This window comes from Patescibacteria group bacterium, from assembly GCA_041661505.1.
GTDB lineage: Bacteria > Patescibacteriota > Patescibacteriia > Patescibacteriales > JBAZCA01 > JBAZCA01.
Genome location: JBAZUF010000001.1, coordinates 311174 through 329273, shown reverse-complemented (window position 1 = coordinate 329273; position 18100 = coordinate 311174). Strand labels below are relative to the sequence as shown.

Below are 18100 nucleotides of genomic sequence, written 5' to 3'. Positions count from 1 at the left end.
ACTATGAAATTAAAAATAATAACCAGCCTCCCCGAAGCCAAAAAAGCTTGGAATGAAATAAGTCCCGATTTGTCGATTTACGACAATTGGGATTTTCGCTTTGCCTTTTATAAACATTTCAATCACCCCCTTCATTTTTACGCCTGGTATGACGGGAGCAAACTGGTCGGGCTTTTACCGCTCCAATATTATGAAAATGAAGATTGCTACGAATATTTCAGCGAGGATTTTATGGAGGACAACCGTTTTTTCGTTAAAGCCGGGTACGAGAAATATATTCCGCGTTTTTTAGAAGAAATTAAAGAAAAGGTGATTATTTATGACCTCGTAGGGAAGGGTGAATTTATTGCCGGCTTGCCGTTAGAGGATTATAAATATATTCTTCCGCTAAAAAATTTGAAGAATTTTGAAGATCACTTAGCCAATTCTTTTACTTCAAAAAGGCGCCGCCAATTTTTAAAACTAAAAAGTGAAATGGAAAAAAATAAAATTGAGATAATTTCCAATGATTTTAGCGATATTGATTCGCTTTTTAGCCTGAACATAAAGCGCCACAAAGAAGAATCTTATCTGAATGAGCCGCCGAAAAGGGAAACCCTAAAAGAATTACTAAAGAATTTTAATGTTCATTTTAAAACTTTCAAAGTTAACGGAAAAAAAGAAGGAGTTTCCTACGCAATTCTCTATAAAGGTACTTACGTCTATCTTTCAGTCGGCTCGAATATCAAAGACTATTCCGGCCTGGGGGCTTATATCGGCATGGTAAACTTTGATTACGCGATTTCTGTCGGCGCGAAAGTTTTTGACGCCGGGTTAGGCGATTGCGGCTGGAAAAACCTATGGCACTTCGATAAAATACCCCAGTATGAATACGAAAATAAATTACAAAAATGAGCAAATAACGCCGGATAAAACTGTAATGGGAATCAGGGCTTACTGCCGGACCGACGGTTTTAAGCTCGAAGTTTTTAACGGCCAGGACGGATTTTTAAAATACCCAGGGCGGATTTTCGAAAATTTCCCCCAGCCGGAAAAAGATTTTTTAATTGATAACCTGGTTTACGCCCGGACTGGTACCCTTCCTTTGGTTCTAAACAAGGGTCTGGCGTTTAATACCCGCCGGCCTTTCCTTAAAAAATTTATCGACTGGGGAATAGAAAAAGATTTGGGCCGGATTGCCGATATCACTAAAGGTTCGGCGGCGCGGCTGGCCGCTAAGCTTAAACGCCGTCCGGCGCGCTTTATTTCAGAGCCGGCGATTAACCGCCTTCCTAATTTTAAAAAAACGGCCGAAAAGGGGTTACTAGCGCTTTCCTTTGGCAAGGAGAGCCTTCTGTCCTACGGTCTAGTTAAAGAGATTGGGCTGGATTTCGCGGTTACTACCGACTTGGACGAAGAGAATTATACCCGCCGTTCCTGGCGCCAGAGAAAATTGATTTTTAAAAAATTCCAGCAAAAGGAAAGAAAGGCGATAATCGGTTTTCGCGACAACCTGGACTGCATTCACTTTAATAAGGAGTTTATTAAGCGGCCGATTGGGGAGCTGGAAAATATTAACGGCATGCTGGCTTTTGCTTTGGAGCTAATGCCTATCGCCTATCACGAGGGGGCAAAGTATATTATTTTCGGCAATGAAAAGAATTTAAACCATTGCTACCTAAGCCGGGAAAATATCAAATGCTATCCTTCTTTTGACCAAACGGCCGCATATACGAAAAAATTTAACCAAATACTCGAGAAGTTGACCGGCGGCCGGCTAGAAATAATAAGCTTGGTTGAAGCAATTTACAATCTGGCGGAAGTAAAAATTCTTTACAGCCGCTACCCCTGGCTTCTTGAATACGCCATGTCCTGTTATCCTAAGGAGGACTCTTCCGGCCGCTGGTGCTTAAATTGCCCCATGTGCGCGCTCGCCTTCCTTTACGCGGCCGCCGTTGGCGGAGATCCGAAAAAAATGGGGATTGGAAAGAATATGTTCGGTAAAAAGGAAAAAAATCTCTATCCGATTTTCTCCGATAAGATTTCCGGGCCTTACGAAAAACCTAAGGAAGCTAAAGAAGAACAGCTTTTAGCGTTTTTAATGGCTTATCGCCAGGGCTTCAGGGGCGATCTGATTGAGTTGTTTAAGAATAAATATCTTAGTGAAGCGCTGAAGCGGGAAAAGGAATTAAGGCAAAAATTTTTCGGCGTTTATAAACCGGTAAATTTGCCGAAAAATTTTCAAGAACCGATTTTAAAAATATTCAATGAAGAGTTAAAAATCTTAAGATAATCTGATAGCGTTATGTTCATACTGCCAAATTCATACTTTAAAATTAAGACCGCTAAGAATAAGGGCCGGGGCGTCTTTACTTTAAAAGAAATTGAGCCCGGAGCGGTTATCGGCGACTATCTCGGAAGAGTGGTAAGCGACGAAGAAAGCGATATTTTCGAGGATAAGCACGGTTTTTACGCCATGGACTTTACGAATGGCTTATGTATTATTCCCGACCTTTCCTCCCCGGGCGTTCATCTTATAAACAACTCTTGCTCGCCGAATTGCGACGCTATTCCTTATAAGGAGCATGTGATATATTACGCGTTGCGCCGCATCTTTCGGGGCGAGGAGCTGACAATCAGTTATTTCTTAGATCCTTTGGACAAGGAAGATGAACAAGTATACCCATGCTATTGCGGCTCTCCTTTGTGCCATGGGACTATGTACGTATCAAAGGAAAGGGCGGAAAAACGAGACAGTTTTCTTGATAAGTTTCATAGTAATCGCAATGAAATGAAAATCGGCCAGGGAGAGGATCTATTGCCGCTAAAAAAATATCCCAAGCAGGTTAGGGATTATATGGAATTCGATATTTTCGGATGCTGGAGAAAGAAGCCTTATTTATGTTCTGATAAAGTTTTGCCCGGAAAGAAAGAATTGAGAAAGAGGATCAGGGAAAGCGGACGGTGCCTTGATTTTAAGAATTTGAATATTCGGATATATGGGATAATGAACGGATTGATTATTTCCTATTAAAAGGTTTTTTTAAAATAAAAAATGTCATGGAACATGGCATTTCATGAAATTCCGCCGCTCGCCTCAAATATGCCTGGAGGGTTCGCTAGGAATTATAAAAAAACCGCCCCGCGAAACGCGGGGCGGCCTGTAAAACAGTTAGTCTCTGACTAGAACCGTTACTTTGGCTTTCTTTGATTTAAAGAAGTTCTGGCTAAAAATTACGGCTTTTTCCGCTTCGAAAAATTTGCAACTGAATATATCTATAAAAGCTTTTTTGTAGGGTTCATCAAAGTGGGCGGTGATGGACGAAGTTTCGATGAATTGCATGAATGAATAACCTTCTGAAACCGTTACCCCATCCCCAAAGCGGTCTATATGGGTTTCCCCGTGCCGCTTCATTCCGATTTCTTTACAAAGCTCTATCACGAACTTTCTTATTTGTTCCTCGGAACTGATTAAGCTTAAGTCGCATTCGTAAAGATCGATAACCGCGTGCAGTCCCCAGGCTTTGTCCGGTCCGAAATCATTTTCGGTAAGGGTCTGGAGCTGCGTTCCTTGATAAGTTTTTTCCATAGGCCTTTTTTCTAAAGGTTGAAACTAGCTAGGCTAGTACCCTCGTCCCAATCCACCGGCTGGGCGGATTGGATGGGATAATTGCTTTAGCAATAAATTAAATTAATTATCTAAAACATTTTTTCCGAAACTGGCTGTCCCGGTTAAATATTCTATCTATAATAAATTATTTTTCTGAAAAATGCAAGTATATTATTATTATAAATCTATTTTAATAAAGACGCAATACTATTTTTAACAATTTTCCGGATTCTTGGGAGACCGGGAAGGAAAATAAAGTATGGCTAATCTCGATTCCAATATTATCGAACTAAACCGCTTGGGCAGGGCGACCGCCCGCCTGTTAAAGAGGCTCGGGGTGGAAAATATCCGCGACCTCATATTTTATTTTCCTTTTCGCTATGATGATTTTTCCCGGCAAGTTTTAATCAGCGACTTGAAAATCGGCGAAAACGCCAATATAATCGCCCAAATCGAGCTCCTGCAGAACAAGCGGAGCTTTAAAAAAAGAATGCATGTTACCGAAGCGCTGGTAACGGACCAATCCGGAAGCCTAAGGGTTATTTGGTTTAACCAGCCTTTTATTACCCGGGTCTTACAAGTCGGGGATATGGTATCGCTTGCCGGAAAAGTCGAGGAAGATTACGGCGGGTCAATGATGAGCTCTCCGATTTATGAAAAGGTCAGGCCAGTTATCCACAGTTCGGAAAAAAAATTCCAGCCTGGAGTGCGGACAGATGCCGGAGCCATCCACACCCAGGGTTTGGTTCCTAATTATCACCTGACCGGCAACCTTACCCAGAAGCAACTAAGATATATCATCAGGCAAGCCATCCCTTTGGCCGTCCAAATTCCGGACTGGATGCCGATTGAAGTAAAAAGGAAAGCCGGACTCCTTTCCTTAGCCGACGCGCTTAAGCTAATCCATTTTCCCAGAAATCAAAAAGATATCGAAAAAGCCAAATTGAGACTTTCTTTTGACGAACTATTTTTAATCCAGCTCCAATCCCAGCTGATGAGAAGGGAGATGGACCAAAGCATTGCCCCCAGAATCCGATTTTTTGAAAATGAAACCCGGGAATTCGCGGCCGGACTGCCTTTTACCCTGACCGATGCCCAGCGCAAAACCGCCTGGGAAATATTAAAGGATTTGGAGAAGGAGCGGCCGATGGCGCGCCTTTTGTCCGGCGACGTTGGGAGCGGGAAAACCGTCGTGGCCATGATCGCAATGCTGAATTGCGCTTTAAACGGAAAACAGGCGGTTTTAATGGTGCCGACGGAAATTTTGGCCAACCAGCATTACGAGACAACCAAAAATTATTTTAAGGGGCAGAAATTTAAAGTCGGCATTGCGACTAAAAGCGAAAAGAAACTGGACGCCGATATTGTTATCGGCACCCACGCCCTAATCCAGGAAAAAATAAGCTTTAAAAATTTAGGTTTGGCTATAATCGACGAACAGCACCGTTTCGGCGTCGAGCAAAGGAAAGCTTTAATAGAGAGATCTTCAGCCAAGGGAATATCCAAAAATTTTTCACCCCATTTTTTATCAATGACCGCCACCCCGATTCCGAGGAGCCTGGCCCTGGCGCTGTACGGCGAACTGGACGTTTCTGAAATAAGAGAAATGCCCAAAGGCCGAAAAAGAATCCTTACCCGGATTGTGCCCGAAGAAAAAAGGGAAGCGGCTTACGGATTTATCCGCCAAAAAATAAAAGAAGGGCGGCAAGTTTTTGTCATTTGCCCTTTAATCGATCCGTCCGACAAGCTGGGGGTTAAGTCGGTGAAAGTTGAATTTGAAAAACTGGATAAGCATATTTTTCCGGATTTAAAAATCGGGCTCTTGCACGGGCGGATGAAATCGAAAGAAAAGGAAAAGGTTATGGGCGGGTTTTTAAAAAATGAAGTTAAGATTCTTGTTTCCACCTCGGTAATTGAAGTCGGGATCGATTATCCTAACGCCGTTATTATGATGGTTGAAGGAGCGGATCGGTTCGGTCTGGCCCAGCTGCACCAGTTTAGGGGAAGGGTGGGCCGGGGAGAGCACGAATCCTATTGTTTTCTTTTTACCGACAGTTCTTCAGAAAAAACCCTTCTGCGGCTCGAAGCTATGGCCCGGACTAATGACGGCTTTGAACTGGCGAAGATGGATTTGAAATTCCGCGGACCGGGCGAAGTTTATGGTACGGCTCAAAAAGGCTTTCCGGAGCTGAAAATGGCCTCGCTTTTTGATTACCAGCTGATGCGCGCCGCGAAAATGGAAGCCGAAAAGCTGATTGGCGCGGATGCCAGTCTGAATAAATGGCCATTATTAAAAGCGCAGTTGGGAGAATGGGAAAAGAGCGTGCATATGGAATAGTAATCCGCCCGGAGTATGCGTTTGACAAGTTATTATATCCCTGATAAAGATAATGCAATAAAACACAAAAATTTTAAAACATCTAATGTTCCTTGGTAGTTTACAGGGTAGAAAGGAGTGATGATTAAGAAGCGAGGTTGTTTTCCGTTTGTTATAACTGATGAAATATTTTGGAGGGAAAAATGCGAGTCGACACGGTTTATGATAAAGAATTCAGGAAGCGTTATAATGGGTGCAAGAGTAGTGGGCCGCTAGCGAAACCGGTGGCTACCGCTGTTTGTCCCATTACCCGGACCGAACTTCCTATGAGCAATCCGGAGTTAAAAATTCTCCAGTTCGAAGGCGGGAGTACGGTAGCGGTCAAGTTTAGCGCTTTCTGCCAGCGGCTCCGGGATATGGAAGTGCCGCCGCCGACAGTTCATTCTCGCGAGAAGGTTGTAGATATTACTCGGTGGCTTGGAAATCAAAAACTGCCACCAAAAAAAATCATGGAAGTTAACTCATTTCTCCTATCAATTGGAGGCTGTATCAAAGCGTAGCCATTTCCCGTGATCATGCGGAGTGTGGAGCGCGCCTATCCCATGGGAGCTCTTCATGCTCACGGGATTGAGTAAAGGTCACCCCTCCTTCCTTTGCTCGAAACCGTTGCTTCTTTCCTCCCGAGGCCGGATGGGTTGTCCATTCGGCCTCACCCCTCCAGGTTTGCTCATTTCCAGCCCGGGAATTCATTTTGGAATAACCCGGGCAAAACTCTAAAGCCGGAAAAGAAGAAAAGGCCTTTCTTCCTCCGGCTTTTTCTTTAATTCATTTAATATCATGATTGTTTTAGTAATTCAATTATTTCCCGAAGATTTTTTATTTTCACGATCTCCAAGCCGCCAGTCTTAATATCCGCGTTGGGAATAATGGCCCGGGAAAAGCCTAAACGGGCGGCTTCATTTAGCCGCTGTTCCAGATTTCTTATATTCCGGATTTCTCCGCCCAAGCCGACTTCGCCCAAGGCAATGGTCTTTCGGTCAACGTCGAGATTCAAAAGGGAAGAAGCGATGGCCATAGCAACGGCTAAATCCAGGCCCGGATCATTTATTTTCAGTCCGCCGACGATGTTTAGGATGACGTCCTGGGCTGATAAATTTACGCCCGCCCGCTTGTTTAAGACCGCGGTAAGAATGGCCAGGCGGTTCAAGTCAAAGCCTGAAGCCCGGCGTACCGGATAGCCGAAGATAGTTTTAGTCGCCAACGCCTGGATTTCAACCAAAAACGGCCGGGTGCCTTCAATTACGCAGCTTATGACCGAACCGGACATTTTTTCTTCGTGCGAATCGAGAAAAATAAGCGAAGGGTTTTTTACTTCCTGAAAGCCTTCGCCAGTCATCTCAAAAATTCCCAGCTCGTTAATAGACCCAAACCGGTTTTTAGTTGCCCGCAGTATTCTATAGTTGGCGGTTTTGTCCGTTTCCAGATAAATTACCGTATCGACAATATGCTCTAGCGTTTTCGGTCCGGCGATCAGGCCGTCTTTGGTAATGTGGCCGATTAAGATTACCGCTATGTTTTGCTTTTTGGCCATTTCCATGATTTGCGAAGTCGAGGCTCGGATTTGGGAAACGCTTCCCGGCTCGGATTCAAGAGCAGTGGTGTAAATTGTCTGGATTGAGTCAAGGATAACAACCGCCGGATTATATTCCGTAACCGTGGCGATTATTTTTTCCACGTGCGTTTCATTGAGAAAGCTTACTTTTTTTTCGTCGATGTTTAATCGGTCAAATCTTAATTTAATCTGTTCGGCCGATTCTTCGCCGGACGCGTAGATCACCGGCCTATTGCTATCTAGCGAACTGGCGATTTGGGCGACGATCGTGGATTTCCCGATTCCCGGCTCTCCTCCAAGTAAAATTAGCGAGCCGGGAACGATTCCTCCGCCCAAAACCCGGTCCACCTCGCTAAGGCTCGTAGTTATCCTTTTAAAATTTCGGGTATCTACTTGGGCAAGATCGATTGGTTTTTCCGCCGGTAGACTGTGCCTTTTAGACTCTTCTTCCTTTTTATCTATAGTTTGCGTCTGCAGAGTCCCCCATTTCCCGCATTCTAAACAGCGCCCGCTCCATTTTAGAGATTGGGCGCCGCAGTTTGAGCAGACGTAAATTGTTGAAATTTTTGCCATTAAATTTTCGCCTTAAGGTTTTGAATTTTTTACCATATCTATCAGCTCCTGTTCTTTTAGTTCGCCGGTAATCCTGTCGCCGTTAATGTAGACCGTCGGCGATCCGGATAATTCGAGGGTTTCGGCTTCGGTTAAATTATCGACCACGGCTTTGTTCATTTTATGGCCATAATAACACTCTTTAAATTTGTCCATTCCCAAGCCCAGGGATTTGGCCAGATTTTCAAATGAATTTTCGTCCAAATTTTTAAGATTGTCAAATAGTAATCCGCCGTATTCCCAGTATTTGCTTTGACTGCCGGCGCAGCGGGCCGCGGTAGCCGCCTGCCAGGAAAGGGAGTTTAAATCAGCCGCCGGAAAATCTTTCCAGATAAACCTTACTCGGTTTGGAAAAAGCCCCACTGCTTTTTTAATAATTTCCGAATTGGTTTTACAGGCCTCGCATTGGTAGTCTCCGAATAAGACGATCACCATCGGCGCTTTTTCATTCCCGATGCTCGGATCGGCACTGTTAACAAGAGGCTGGGTCAGATAATCGCTAAATTTCGGAATCCGGGTTATCAAGGGATCGTCTTTTTGGTTTTCAGGCGCCGCAAGGCCCGAACCCCCGGATCTGGGCGAATTTATATTCATATTCGCTTCAATGACGGATAATCTCCAAATTATTATTATTCCCAGCACCAAAACCAGGTTTAAGAGGGCGCCTGCGACGAAAAGTTTAACCGGAAAATCATTTTTCTTATTTTTAGAAATTATTGCCATAGTCTTGTTTCTTTATTGAAGTTAAAATTTTTTATTGGCGGCCAATATTCCAAAAAGCCGCTACTCCAGCCTTATTTTATAAATTTTTCCGGCCGGATCGCTATAATACAGGTTGCGGCCGTTCTCGGATAACATCAGATTATGCATTGAGACCGGGATTTCCGGTATAGCGATCAATTTTTTCAGTCCGGTGTAGGTGTTAACCAGATAGACTTTGTCCGGCGTAGAATTTCCCAGTTCGGGATATAGTCCCGCCCCTTCTTCAATCTTGTCCGGAACTGCGCAGTAGACCGATTCGGCATCGGCGTAAACGCATTTGTCCGCCCAAGTCTCCACCTGCAGGTTTTTCCTCCCGCTGCCGATAGATTCGCTCTGGGCATTGGCCGCCCAAAGCACCGGTTTTAAATCGCTCGCGGAGGAAAAAATGCTATAGAGCAAGCGGTCGCCCCGGGGAGACCAAAGGTATTTAAAACCTCTTCCTTCTATAGTCATGGCTGTGAAGTTCTCATTATTTAAGCCGATAAAAATAACTTCCTGCTGGTTAAGGCCGGTTGATTCAACGTACAGCGCGACCGACTGCTTATTCGGAGACCAGGAAGGAAAGACCTGATCGCCATTTTCTCCCAAAGGCTCTATAGCCTTAGATCCGGTGCCGTCATCGTTCGCTATTGCCAGCCAGTTATTAGAGGCGTCCGTCCCCATGCTTTTCATTACGACTTGATCCCCGGTCGGAGCAAAATCGTAATCCTGCCAATGGCTGGGGAGGGTAACTTGTTTTTCGGTTTTAAAATTATAGAGAATGTTGGCGCCGTCAGGGTATTCTAATATGGCCTTGTCGCCAACCGGCGCCCAATAGACATTTTGGACGTCATAAAATACTTTATCGCTCAAAGCTTGGCTCTCACCGTCAGAGTCGAGACGGTAAAAGCGCCCGTCCTTTTTGTTGTAAAATTCAATTGAACCGTCTTGGGCCAGTTTTTGGCCGAAACTTTCTTCCGAGGATAAAAGCTGGGTTTTAGTTAGTCCTCCGTTAGCGATGTTATCGCCCTTCTGTTCCGAAATACCGCCTGTTTCCAGTATCCCCGAACCTCCTTCGCCGACTCCGGCCTGGCCGGAAGACCCGCCCGCCTGGGGAAGCCGGGACCCGGGGGTAGAAGTTCCGGTAGGGAGGGTTTCCAGAGGAGCGGAAATGGAACGGAAGAAGAAGTGGTAAATAAGAAAACCGAACAAAAAAGCCGCCGATATAAAGCCCAATATTTGAAAAGCTTTTTTGTATTTTGACAAAAGAAACATAGGGCTTTGTTATTTGGCGGGAAAATTAGTTTTATGGTATAATTAAGCTCAAGAAATCCTTCTGGCCGCGTTTGCTCAAGCTTTATTAATATTATATAATAATATAAGATAACGAGCAACCGGCTTTATATTTTTTAAGCTTTTATTATTTATGTTTTTTTCCAGTTCAGAGAAAAGTTATCTGGGGGTGGATGTAGGGGCTTCGGGAGTTAAGATTGTCCAGCTAAGAAAAGAAGGGAGCAAGGTCCGGTTGATTTCATACGGCGTCGGGGAAATAAAAAACGCCCAGCTGGATGCCAATTGGCAAAACGAAAATGAAAAAATCGCCCGGATGCTTAAAGAAGTTTGGAAGGAAGCGGGCATGGATTCCAAAAGCGCTATTGCCGCATTGCCTACTTACGCGGTTTTTTCTTCAGTCATTACTTTAACCAACGTCGACATTAAGGATATTGATTCAGCCGTGAGATGGGAGGCTAAAAAAGTCATCCCTCTGCCTTTAGAAGAGATGGTTATAGATTGGGTTGAAATAAAAGACGACGCACCCAAAGGAAAAAATTTAAAAGTCCTTCTAACCGGGGCGCCGAGAAATCTTATAGAAAAATACATGGCGATTTTCAAGGCGGCGGATTTTGAATTGATCAGCCTGGAAACCGAAACCCTGTCCTTAATCCGTTCGCTCGTCGGGAACGATAAATCCAGCCTGGCCGTCGTTGAAATCGGAACCAACACAACTGATATTTTTATAGTCGAAAAAGGCATTCCGGTTTTAAGCCGCTCGATCGACGTCGGAGGCTTAACCATTACCAAAGCTGTCGCCCAAAGCCTGAATGTAAACCTGGATCGGGCCGAGCAGTTTAAATTCGACCTTGGAATAAGCATGCTTGAATCAAACGACAGCTCAATCCCGCAGACTATTATTGAGGCCATAACCCCGATCGTAAACGAGATTAAATATACTTTAAGCCTTTACCAGGGAAAAAGCGGGGGAAATCTGGAAAAAGTTATTCTTTCCGGCGGATCGGCCCTGCTTATTAATTTTACCAACTACTTAACCGGAATTTTGAATTGCAAAGTCTTTATCGGCGATCCCTGGGCAAGAGTATATTGCCCGGTGGATTTAGTGCCCAAACTAAAAGAGCTCGGGCCGCGGCTGGCTGTATCCGTCGGGTTGGCCATGAGGGAAATGTAAAAGCAGTTTACGATTGTTTTCGCCGCCGGCGGATTGCCAATTGAAAAATTATGGAGAAAGAAATCGATTTTCTTCAAAATCCAAAAAAAAGAAAGCATTCTTCGGGCGGACAGCCCCGGGGGGAAGTAGAATGGACCGCTCCCGGCCCGGCTTTAATTCGCAACCTGGAAAACGAAAAAAAGCCCTTTTGGAAACGGCTGAAAAGTTATATTTTCCCTTTTAGCAAAAATGCCGTTAAAGATGATAGCAGTGAAGAGGAAGAGACGGAGATAAAAAAAGAGGCTCCCGCGCTAAAGCTTTCAAGGCCGGTGATTACCAGGGCGCCCGAAAATAAAATTTTTACTTCCAAAATCCATAAAAATGAGAATCCATCCGTTGGCGCTATAAAAAAAGAAACTCCGGAAATCCGGCCCGTTTACCCCGCCATAAAGTCCGAGAATTTTCCGGCCCCTTCAAAGTTAAATGTTTTTTTTGCCTCATTTTTTCGGAAGCTGAAAGCCGCTTCTGCCAGACTTAAAAAGACAAAGTATAAAATAGAAGACCCGACCCCGATTGACCCTAAAAACGAAAAGAAAATTGACCTCACAAAAACCCTTAAAGCGCCGCCAGCGGAAAAACAAAAGGGAGAGCCGAAAAAAATCGGAGGCTTGGAAGGCGTAAAAGAATGGCCGGAAGAAAGCTTTAAGGGGACTAATCTTATTAAAGGGATAAGAGCCGGCGATATTAGCCGGAAGGCCGTTACTACTTTGGCGCTAACGCTGGCTTCGATTTTAATTTTGGCGGCCACCTATTTCGGAATCCCCTATTGGTACCAGGCCCAGGCTGAAGAAAAAATGCTGGTAAGTGAAAAGAGCGAAAAATTGAAAGCGGAAATCAAGTCTAAAGAAGAGGAGATGGAAAAGTTTCTTGCCTTTGAAAAAAGACTGGCATTGGCTAAATTGCTTCTAGACCAGCATATATATTGGACCAGCTTCTTTGATTTCATGGAAAAGAATACTTTGAAAGACGTTTACTTTGGAGCTTTCGACGCCGAGGCCAGCGGCGACTATACTTTAGAAGCCCGGGCCAGAGATTTTAAGGACATAACTAAACAAGTAGAAATTTTGAAAGAAAATAGCCTGGTCAAGGAGGCAGGATCCGACGGCGGCGATTACGGCTCCTTTGTGAGCGAAGCCAAAGATCCGTCAGGCAAGCCCAAAAAAGCCGAAGGCGTAAACTTTAAATTGAGATTAGTCTTGGACAAGAGTATTTTTTATATTTTTAAAAATTAGCTATGGAGAAGCCTGTTTCCTCAAAAGCTATCATTTCGCCTAAAAATGAGTCCAAACTCGGAATTTACATAAAATACTCGGGCTGGTTTAATTTGGCTTTGATCGTTTTAATCTTAGCCGGAGGCGCTTATTTTATATTAAAGCCCCGGTTTGAAAAAGCCCGGGCAGACGCGGACACGGCTCCGGTTTACGAGGAATACGCAAGCTTCCAAAGGGAATTAGACAAATTAAACAAGAGAAAAGATTTATTTAAAGATATATCGCCCGAAGACATGGACAAAGTGGCCAGGCTCATCCCTGACGAGGAAAATTTAGAAAAATTATTTCCTTTGCTTGAGGCTTTGGTGGAAAGAAGCGGCATGATACTCGTCTCCTTGAAAACCGAAGCCGTAGAAGAAAAAGTATATAAGACCCGGGCTGAAGTGCAACAAGAGGAAGAAGCGCCTCAAGTTATCCAGGAGGAGGAAAAAAGCGAATCGCTTCCTCCGGAAATTAAAGTCGTTAAAATTTCTTTAGAAGCCGGCGGCGCCGACTATTCCAATACAAAAGGGCTTTTAAGGGCATTTGAAAATAACTTAAAGCTTATGGATGTTAAAAAGGTCAATTTTAGCGAAGGAAAGAGTTGCAGGCTGGAGATAGAAACTTATTATTTAAAGAAGCCGGCAGCTAGCCAAATGTAAATTTTATGCTTCTTGCCAAAAAAGCCAGCTTGAAAAAAATCGCGATTTATTCCGCTGTCATAGCTATAATGGTTATCGGGACCGGAGTAATGGTTTATAATAATTATATAGCCGGCTCCAGCGGGCAGGGAGAGGAATTAGTCGGTCCCGAAATTGAATTATTGGCCGCCAGCCAGGAGAATGTAAATGGAGAACCGGCGCAAACCGCCCAGCCGGAAGCCCGGACAAATCCAGAAATGAAAAAAGGATCATCCAGCGTGGAAATTATCGAAAATCAAAAGTTTAAAAGTTTAAAAGAGATAATACCGGAGGAATCAAAATCTAAAATAGGAAACCCCTTCCCATTTAAGCCATATGAATAGTATTCAGGAAATATTGATCAATAAAAAAAAGTTGACCCGGGCGCAAGCGGAAGAGTTCGAAAAAATGGCGGCGGCATCGGGAAAAACTATTGAAGACATACTTCTCGACAAAGGTGATTTTGACCAGGAGGAATTGACTAAATATAAAGCCGAGAGCTTAAACATCCCTTATTACAGCCTGATAGGGAAGCGGATAGACGACAAGGTAATAAATCTTATCCCTTTTGAAGTGGCTGAAAACTACCGTACCATTTGCTTCGATAGATCCGGGGAAAAGCTTTTAATCGGCCTGGTTGACTCGGAAAATTTTAAGGCGGTTGAGGCGATTGATTTTTTAGCAAAAAAGGAGGGAGTAAGAGCCGAATACTATCTCATCTCGCCTTTAAGCTTCGATCAATCGTTCAAGCAGTACCGTTCCTTAAAAAAGGAAGTAAGTACGGCGCTGGAAAGAAAAGCCAAAGAGAAAGAAGGCGAGAAAAAAGACGATAGAAGCTCGGTCGAGTTCCAGGAAGTGATTAAAAGCGCGCCGGTGGCGAAGATTGTTTCCGTAATTATCCGCCACGCGGTTGAAGGGCGGGCTTCAGACATCCATATCGAACCGATGCCTAAAGAGAGCCGGGTGCGCTACCGGATCGACGGGATACTCCATACTTCCCTGGTAATGCCTAAAGATATTCACAGCGCGGTAGTCGCCAGAATTAAAGTTTTATCCAACCTGAAATTGGACGAAACCCGGATTCCCCAGGACGGCCGGATTAGGGAGTCAATCGGCGGGAAAGAAATTGATTTCCGGATTTCTATTTTACCGCTAACAAGAGACGAAGAAAAAGTGGTTATGAGAATTCTTGACGTAACTAAGGGCGCGCCGGAATTGGAAACTTTGGGCTACCGCGGGGAAGGATTGGCGATTATCCAGGCGAATGTCAAAAAAACCATTGGAATGCTTCTGGTTACCGGGCCAACCGGGTCGGGAAAATCGACTACGCTCTTTTCCATCTTAAATAAATTAAACAGGGAAGGGGTTAATATTTCTACCCTGGAAGATCCGGTTGAATACCAGATACAAGGCGTCAACCAGTCGCAAACCCGCCAGGAAGTCGGCTTTACCTTTGCTTCAGGCATCCGGTCGCTTTTAAGGCAGGATCCGGACATCCTGATGGTTGGCGAAATTCGGGACAACGAAACCGCGGAATTGGCAATCCATGCCAGTTTAACCGGCCATTTTGTCCTTTCCACCCTGCATACCAATGACGCGGTCGGCGCCGTCCCCAGGCTTTTGGATATGAAGGTAGAACCCTTTCTTTTAGGGTCAACCTTAAACGCGGTCGTCGCCCAGCGGCTGGCGAGAAAAGTTTGCAGCCATTGCAAGGAAGAGCAGAAACTCCCCAAAGAAGCTATGAATAAAGTCAGGGAGATATTCGACGCTATCCCCGAAGCCTCCTTAAAAAATGCTTTTGAAAAGCTAGACAAGGAAAATTTAGTTTTTTACAAAGGCAAAGGCTGTCCCCGGTGCGGGAATACCGGCTATAGCGGGCGCATAGCCATCGCCGAAGTCTTAGACGTTAACGACAAGGTTAGGGAATTAATTTTTAATAAGACGAAAAATTTCACCTTAAAAGAAGTAAGGGCGACCCAAACTTTTATGACCATGAAGGAAGACGGCGTGATTAAGGCGCTTTTGGGTTTGACTTCTATTGAAGAGATTTTCCGGGTAATTCTTGATTAAATAATCAAGCCGCGTTTAACCGCTTTACAGTTTTAAACTAAAAAACCAAAAAGTTAATTCCAAATTTTGACGGCTGGTTTTGAAGATGTATAATATAAAAATATGGGGAAGAAAAAAATACTAATCGTGGAAGATGACAGTTTCCTGTTGACCATGTATGCCAATAAGTTCGAGATGGAAAATTTTGAGGTTTTGATGGCCGAAGACGGGAAGAAAGGCTTGAAGCTTGCCCTAAAAGAGCGGCCGGATTTGATTTTATTGGATTTGATTTTGCCAATTATGGACGGATTCGAGGTCTTGAAAGAAATTAAGGCCGATGAAAAAGTAAGAAGGATTCCGGTGATTTTACTGACCAATTTGAGCCAGAGAGAGGAAGTGGACCGGGCGCTTTTGCTAGGCGCCCAGGATTACATGATTAAAGCCCATTTTATGCCGTCCGAAGTCGTCGAAAAAGTTAAAAATGTTTTGAAAATAAGATAGATCATCCAATCCATGGAAACATCTTCGGCTTATTTAAATAAAATACTGTCCCAAGCGGCAAAAAAAAATGCCATTCTTTTGCATTTGACTGTCGGCAGCAAGCCGCAGATGAAGATCGGCAGCCAATATGTTAACGCCGATGATTCAATTGTCGAGACGGAAACTTTGGAAAAGATAATTGAACAAGTGCTTACTGAAAAAGAAATGGAAAAACTCCAATCCGGCCGGGAACTGGTTACGGTAAAAGAAATCGACAAAAATTTGCGTTTTCGGATAAATATTTATTACCAGAGGAGCCTGCCGGCGATTACTTTCTATTATATAAGCGATCAGGTAAGGAGCCTTCAAAGCCTGAATTTTCCGCCGGCCATCGCCAACTTCGCGGATGCCCCATCCGGGCTTTTGATTATCGCCGGCAATTTCGGTTCAGGAAAGACCCAAACCGCCGCTTCTTTCATTGAAGAAATAAATAAGAGCCAGGGGAAGCATATAGTTACTATCGAGGAGTCGATTGACCGGCTGTTCGTTTCCAAAGAATCAATCGTGGAACAAAGGCAGGTCGGTCAGGACGCCCCGTCCTTCACCGATGCCATAAAATATTGCTTAAAGGAAGATTTAGACTTGGTTTTCGTTAATGGCGCCAAAGAAGAGCTGGATAAATGCCTAATACCTATTATTGAACTCGCTTCGGGCAATTCCAAGGTGATTTTGGAGATGAATGCCGACAGTTCAGTCGAGATAATCGACCGGCTGGCGAATATTTTGTCAAAAGGCTTGTCTCCCGAGTCTTCCCGCTATACTTTAGCCGATAATTTGTTCGGGATAATAGTCCAAAAAATAATTTATGGCCGCGGCGGAGAAGCCTTTATGGCCGCGGAAATACTGATTGCCGATCCGGTGGTGAAATCATATATCCGCGAAGGGAAGTTCCAGCAGATTGAAAGCGTTATTCAGACTTCAAAAAAAGAAGGGATGATCAGCATGGAGAAAGCGATCAACAGCCTAATCCAAAAAGGAAAAATCAGCCAGCAAGACCTATAATATGCCCGTATTTAAATATAGAGCCACCAACCGCTCCAAAGAAACCTTGACCGGCTTGGTTGAAGCCGAGAGCCTTGAATATGCCGAAGAAATATTAAAGGACAAAGGGCTTTCAATCGTATTTTTATCTTTGGAAGGCCAGGAAAAATCCGGCGGGTCAGGGCTTCTTAACCGGATAAAATCCAAGGAAGTCGTAATTTTTTCCCGCCAATTTTCCGTACTGATTTCGGCTAACGTGCCTTTAGTCCAAGCTTTGAAGATTCTTGTGGATCAAACCGCCAACCCCAGGTTTAAAATTATAATCTCGCAAGTTTCTGATGAAGTGGACGCCGGCTCCCGGCTTTCAGTCGCCTTGGCGCGCCGGGGCAATCTTTTTAATGATTTTTTTGTAAGCGTCGTCAAGTCAGGGGAAACCTCGGGGAAATTGGACGAGGTATTAAACTATCTGGCTGACGAAATGGAAAAAGACTATGACATGATGTCAAAGATCCGGGGAGCGATGATCTATCCGGCCTTTGTTTTATCCGGGCTGGGAGTCGTCGGGTTTTTAATGCTTACTTTCGTCGTTCCCAAGCTTACTGATATTATGTCCCAGTCGGGCGGAGAACTGCCTTTGGCGACGAGAATTTTAATCGGCGTTTCGGGTTTTTTGGGGCATTATTGGTGGATGGTTTTAGCGGGCGTTTTTGGCGCGTTAATAGGATTTAGATTTTTAATAAGGACGACCAAGGGAAAATTTGTTTATGATTCAATCCGGTTGAGGCTGCCGATTTTCGGAAAATTACTCCAAAGGATCGCCCTGGTCAGATTTACCCGTTCAATGAAAACTTTGATCGCCGGAGGCGTTACCATAATCGACAGCTTGTCGATTGCCGCCGACGTGGTTGATAACGAAGTTTATAAAAGAATCATCCAGGAAACGATTAAAGAAGTCGAGGACGGCAATTCGATATCAACCGTTTTCATAAAGTCAAAAGAAATTCCCATTATGGTTTCCCAGATGATGAGCATCGGGGAAAAGACCGGAAAATTAGACGTAATATTGGGCCGGATTACTGATTTTTACGGCCGGGAAATAGAAAATATAGTCGCCAACCTAATGACCTTAATGGAGCCTATTATTATGGTAGTCATGGGCCTCGGCGTCGGGCTTATGGTTGCGGCTGTTATTATGCCGATGTATAATATGGCTAGCCAGTTCTAGT

16 protein-coding genes are annotated in these 18100 nt (G+C 44.2%); 12 read left to right on the top strand and 4 right to left on the bottom strand.

Annotation, left to right across the window (positions count from 1 at the left end):
* Positions 1 to 3: 3 nt before the first annotated feature.
* The 3 genes from WC715_01710 to WC715_01700 are packed head-to-tail and all read left to right on the top strand — an operon-like array spanning position 4 to position 3013.
* Positions 4 to 894, top strand: a complete 891-nt coding sequence (locus tag WC715_01710) for a GNAT family N-acetyltransferase (protein MFA6171164.1) — start codon at positions 4 to 6, stop codon at positions 892 to 894.
* Entirely contained in the window at positions 866 to 2272 is a 1407-nt protein-coding gene (locus tag WC715_01705; GenBank protein ID MFA6171163.1) for a hypothetical protein, read from the top strand. The genes WC715_01710 and WC715_01705 overlap by 29 nt, the downstream gene beginning before the upstream one ends.
* A gap of 12 nt (positions 2273 to 2284) precedes the next feature.
* A complete protein-coding gene (locus tag WC715_01700; GenBank protein MFA6171162.1) occupies positions 2285 to 3013 on the top strand; it encodes an SET domain-containing protein in 729 nt (242 codons plus the stop codon).
* A 138-nt stretch (positions 3014 to 3151) separates the two neighbouring features.
* Here WC715_01700 and WC715_01695 read toward each other — a convergent pair whose 3' ends face one another.
* Complete coding sequence (locus WC715_01695) at positions 3152 to 3568, bottom strand: S-adenosylmethionine decarboxylase (protein MFA6171161.1); 417 nt, start codon at positions 3566 to 3568, stop codon at positions 3152 to 3154.
* Between the two features lie 280 nt (positions 3569 to 3848).
* On the opposite strand from WC715_01695, the gene recG reads away from it, so the two are divergent.
* Positions 3849 to 5927, top strand: coding sequence for an ATP-dependent DNA helicase RecG (gene recG / locus WC715_01690; protein MFA6171160.1), 2079 nt, complete (start codon positions 3849 to 3851; stop codon positions 5925 to 5927).
* 814 nt (positions 5928 to 6741) lie between these two features.
* Here recG and radA read toward each other — a convergent pair.
* The 3 genes from radA to WC715_01675 are packed head-to-tail and all read right to left on the bottom strand — an operon-like array spanning position 6742 to position 10146.
* A complete protein-coding gene (radA, locus tag WC715_01685; GenBank protein ID MFA6171159.1) occupies positions 6742 to 8091 on the bottom strand; it encodes a DNA repair protein RadA in 1350 nt (449 codons plus the stop codon).
* Positions 8092 to 8103: 12 nt separating this feature from the next.
* Positions 8104 to 8853, bottom strand: coding sequence for a thioredoxin domain-containing protein (locus tag WC715_01680; protein ID MFA6171158.1), 750 nt, complete (start codon positions 8851 to 8853; stop codon positions 8104 to 8106).
* A gap of 60 nt (positions 8854 to 8913) precedes the next feature.
* A complete protein-coding gene (locus WC715_01675) occupies positions 8914 to 10146 on the bottom strand; it encodes a hypothetical protein (GenBank protein MFA6171157.1) in 1233 nt (410 codons plus the stop codon).
* A gap of 151 nt (positions 10147 to 10297) precedes the next feature.
* On the opposite strand from WC715_01675, the gene pilM reads away from it, so the two are divergent.
* The 8 genes from pilM to WC715_01635 all read left to right on the top strand — a co-directional run bounded on the left by pilM (position 10298) and on the right by WC715_01635 (position 18099).
* Complete coding sequence (gene pilM / locus WC715_01670) at positions 10298 to 11335, top strand: type IV pilus assembly protein PilM (protein MFA6171156.1); 1038 nt, start codon at positions 10298 to 10300, stop codon at positions 11333 to 11335.
* Positions 11336 to 11385: 50 nt separating this feature from the next.
* A complete protein-coding gene (locus WC715_01665) occupies positions 11386 to 12606 on the top strand; it encodes a hypothetical protein (GenBank protein ID MFA6171155.1) in 1221 nt (406 codons plus the stop codon).
* Positions 12607 to 12608: 2 nt separating this feature from the next.
* Positions 12609 to 13286 carry a hypothetical protein gene (locus tag WC715_01660; GenBank protein MFA6171154.1) on the top strand — a complete coding sequence of 226 codons (678 nt, stop codon included), beginning with the start codon at positions 12609 to 12611 and terminating at the stop codon, positions 13284 to 13286.
* A 5-nt stretch (positions 13287 to 13291) separates the two neighbouring features.
* On the top strand, positions 13292 to 13648 hold the full coding sequence (locus WC715_01655; protein ID MFA6171153.1) for a hypothetical protein: 357 nt from the start codon (positions 13292 to 13294) through the stop codon (positions 13646 to 13648).
* Positions 13641 to 15374: a GspE/PulE family protein gene (locus WC715_01650; protein MFA6171152.1), complete on the top strand. Its 1734-nt coding sequence runs from the start codon at positions 13641 to 13643 to the stop codon at positions 15372 to 15374. The genes WC715_01655 and WC715_01650 overlap by 8 nt, the downstream gene beginning before the upstream one ends.
* Positions 15375 to 15476: 102 nt before the next feature.
* The gene (locus WC715_01645; GenBank protein ID MFA6171151.1) at positions 15477 to 15854 is read left to right on the top strand and encodes a response regulator; all 378 of its coding nucleotides are present in this window, start codon (positions 15477 to 15479) and stop codon (positions 15852 to 15854) included.
* Between the two features lie 12 nt (positions 15855 to 15866).
* Positions 15867 to 16895 (top strand): ATPase, T2SS/T4P/T4SS family, encoded by a 1029-nt coding sequence (locus WC715_01640; protein MFA6171150.1) that lies wholly within the window; start codon positions 15867 to 15869, stop codon positions 16893 to 16895.
* 1 nt (position 16896) lies between these two features.
* On the top strand, positions 16897 to 18099 hold the full coding sequence (locus tag WC715_01635) for a type II secretion system F family protein (protein MFA6171149.1): 1203 nt from the start codon (positions 16897 to 16899) through the stop codon (positions 18097 to 18099).
* Position 18100: the final 1 nt, after the last annotated feature.

Coding starts and splice junctions, on each gene's coding strand:
- WC715_01695 (MFA6171161.1), bottom strand. CDS start 3,568: ATGGAAAAAACTTATCAAGGAACGCAGCTCCAGACCCTTACCGAAAAT.
- WC715_01680 (MFA6171158.1), bottom strand. CDS start 8,853: ATGGCAATAATTTCTAAAAATAAGAAAAATGATTTTCCGGTTAAACTT.
- WC715_01675 (MFA6171157.1), bottom strand. CDS start 10,146: ATGTTTCTTTTGTCAAAATACAAAAAAGCTTTTCAAATATTGGGCTTT.
- WC715_01665 (MFA6171155.1), top strand. CDS start 11,386: ATGGAGAAAGAAATCGATTTTCTTCAAAATCCAAAAAAAAGAAAGCAT.
- recG (MFA6171160.1), top strand. CDS start 3,849: ATGGCTAATCTCGATTCCAATATTATCGAACTAAACCGCTTGGGCAGG.
- WC715_01700 (MFA6171162.1), top strand. CDS start 2,285: ATGTTCATACTGCCAAATTCATACTTTAAAATTAAGACCGCTAAGAAT.
- WC715_01640 (MFA6171150.1), top strand. CDS start 15,867: ATGGAAACATCTTCGGCTTATTTAAATAAAATACTGTCCCAAGCGGCA.
- WC715_01650 (MFA6171152.1), top strand. CDS start 13,641: ATGAATAGTATTCAGGAAATATTGATCAATAAAAAAAAGTTGACCCGG.
- WC715_01705 (MFA6171163.1), top strand. CDS start 866: ATGAATACGAAAATAAATTACAAAAATGAGCAAATAACGCCGGATAAA.
- WC715_01710 (MFA6171164.1), top strand. CDS start 4: ATGAAATTAAAAATAATAACCAGCCTCCCCGAAGCCAAAAAAGCTTGG.
- WC715_01645 (MFA6171151.1), top strand. CDS start 15,477: ATGGGGAAGAAAAAAATACTAATCGTGGAAGATGACAGTTTCCTGTTG.
- pilM (MFA6171156.1), top strand. CDS start 10,298: ATGTTTTTTTCCAGTTCAGAGAAAAGTTATCTGGGGGTGGATGTAGGG.
- WC715_01635 (MFA6171149.1), top strand. CDS start 16,897: ATGCCCGTATTTAAATATAGAGCCACCAACCGCTCCAAAGAAACCTTG.
- WC715_01655 (MFA6171153.1), top strand. CDS start 13,292: ATGCTTCTTGCCAAAAAAGCCAGCTTGAAAAAAATCGCGATTTATTCC.
- radA (MFA6171159.1), bottom strand. CDS start 8,091: ATGGCAAAAATTTCAACAATTTACGTCTGCTCAAACTGCGGCGCCCAA.
- WC715_01660 (MFA6171154.1), top strand. CDS start 12,609: ATGGAGAAGCCTGTTTCCTCAAAAGCTATCATTTCGCCTAAAAATGAG.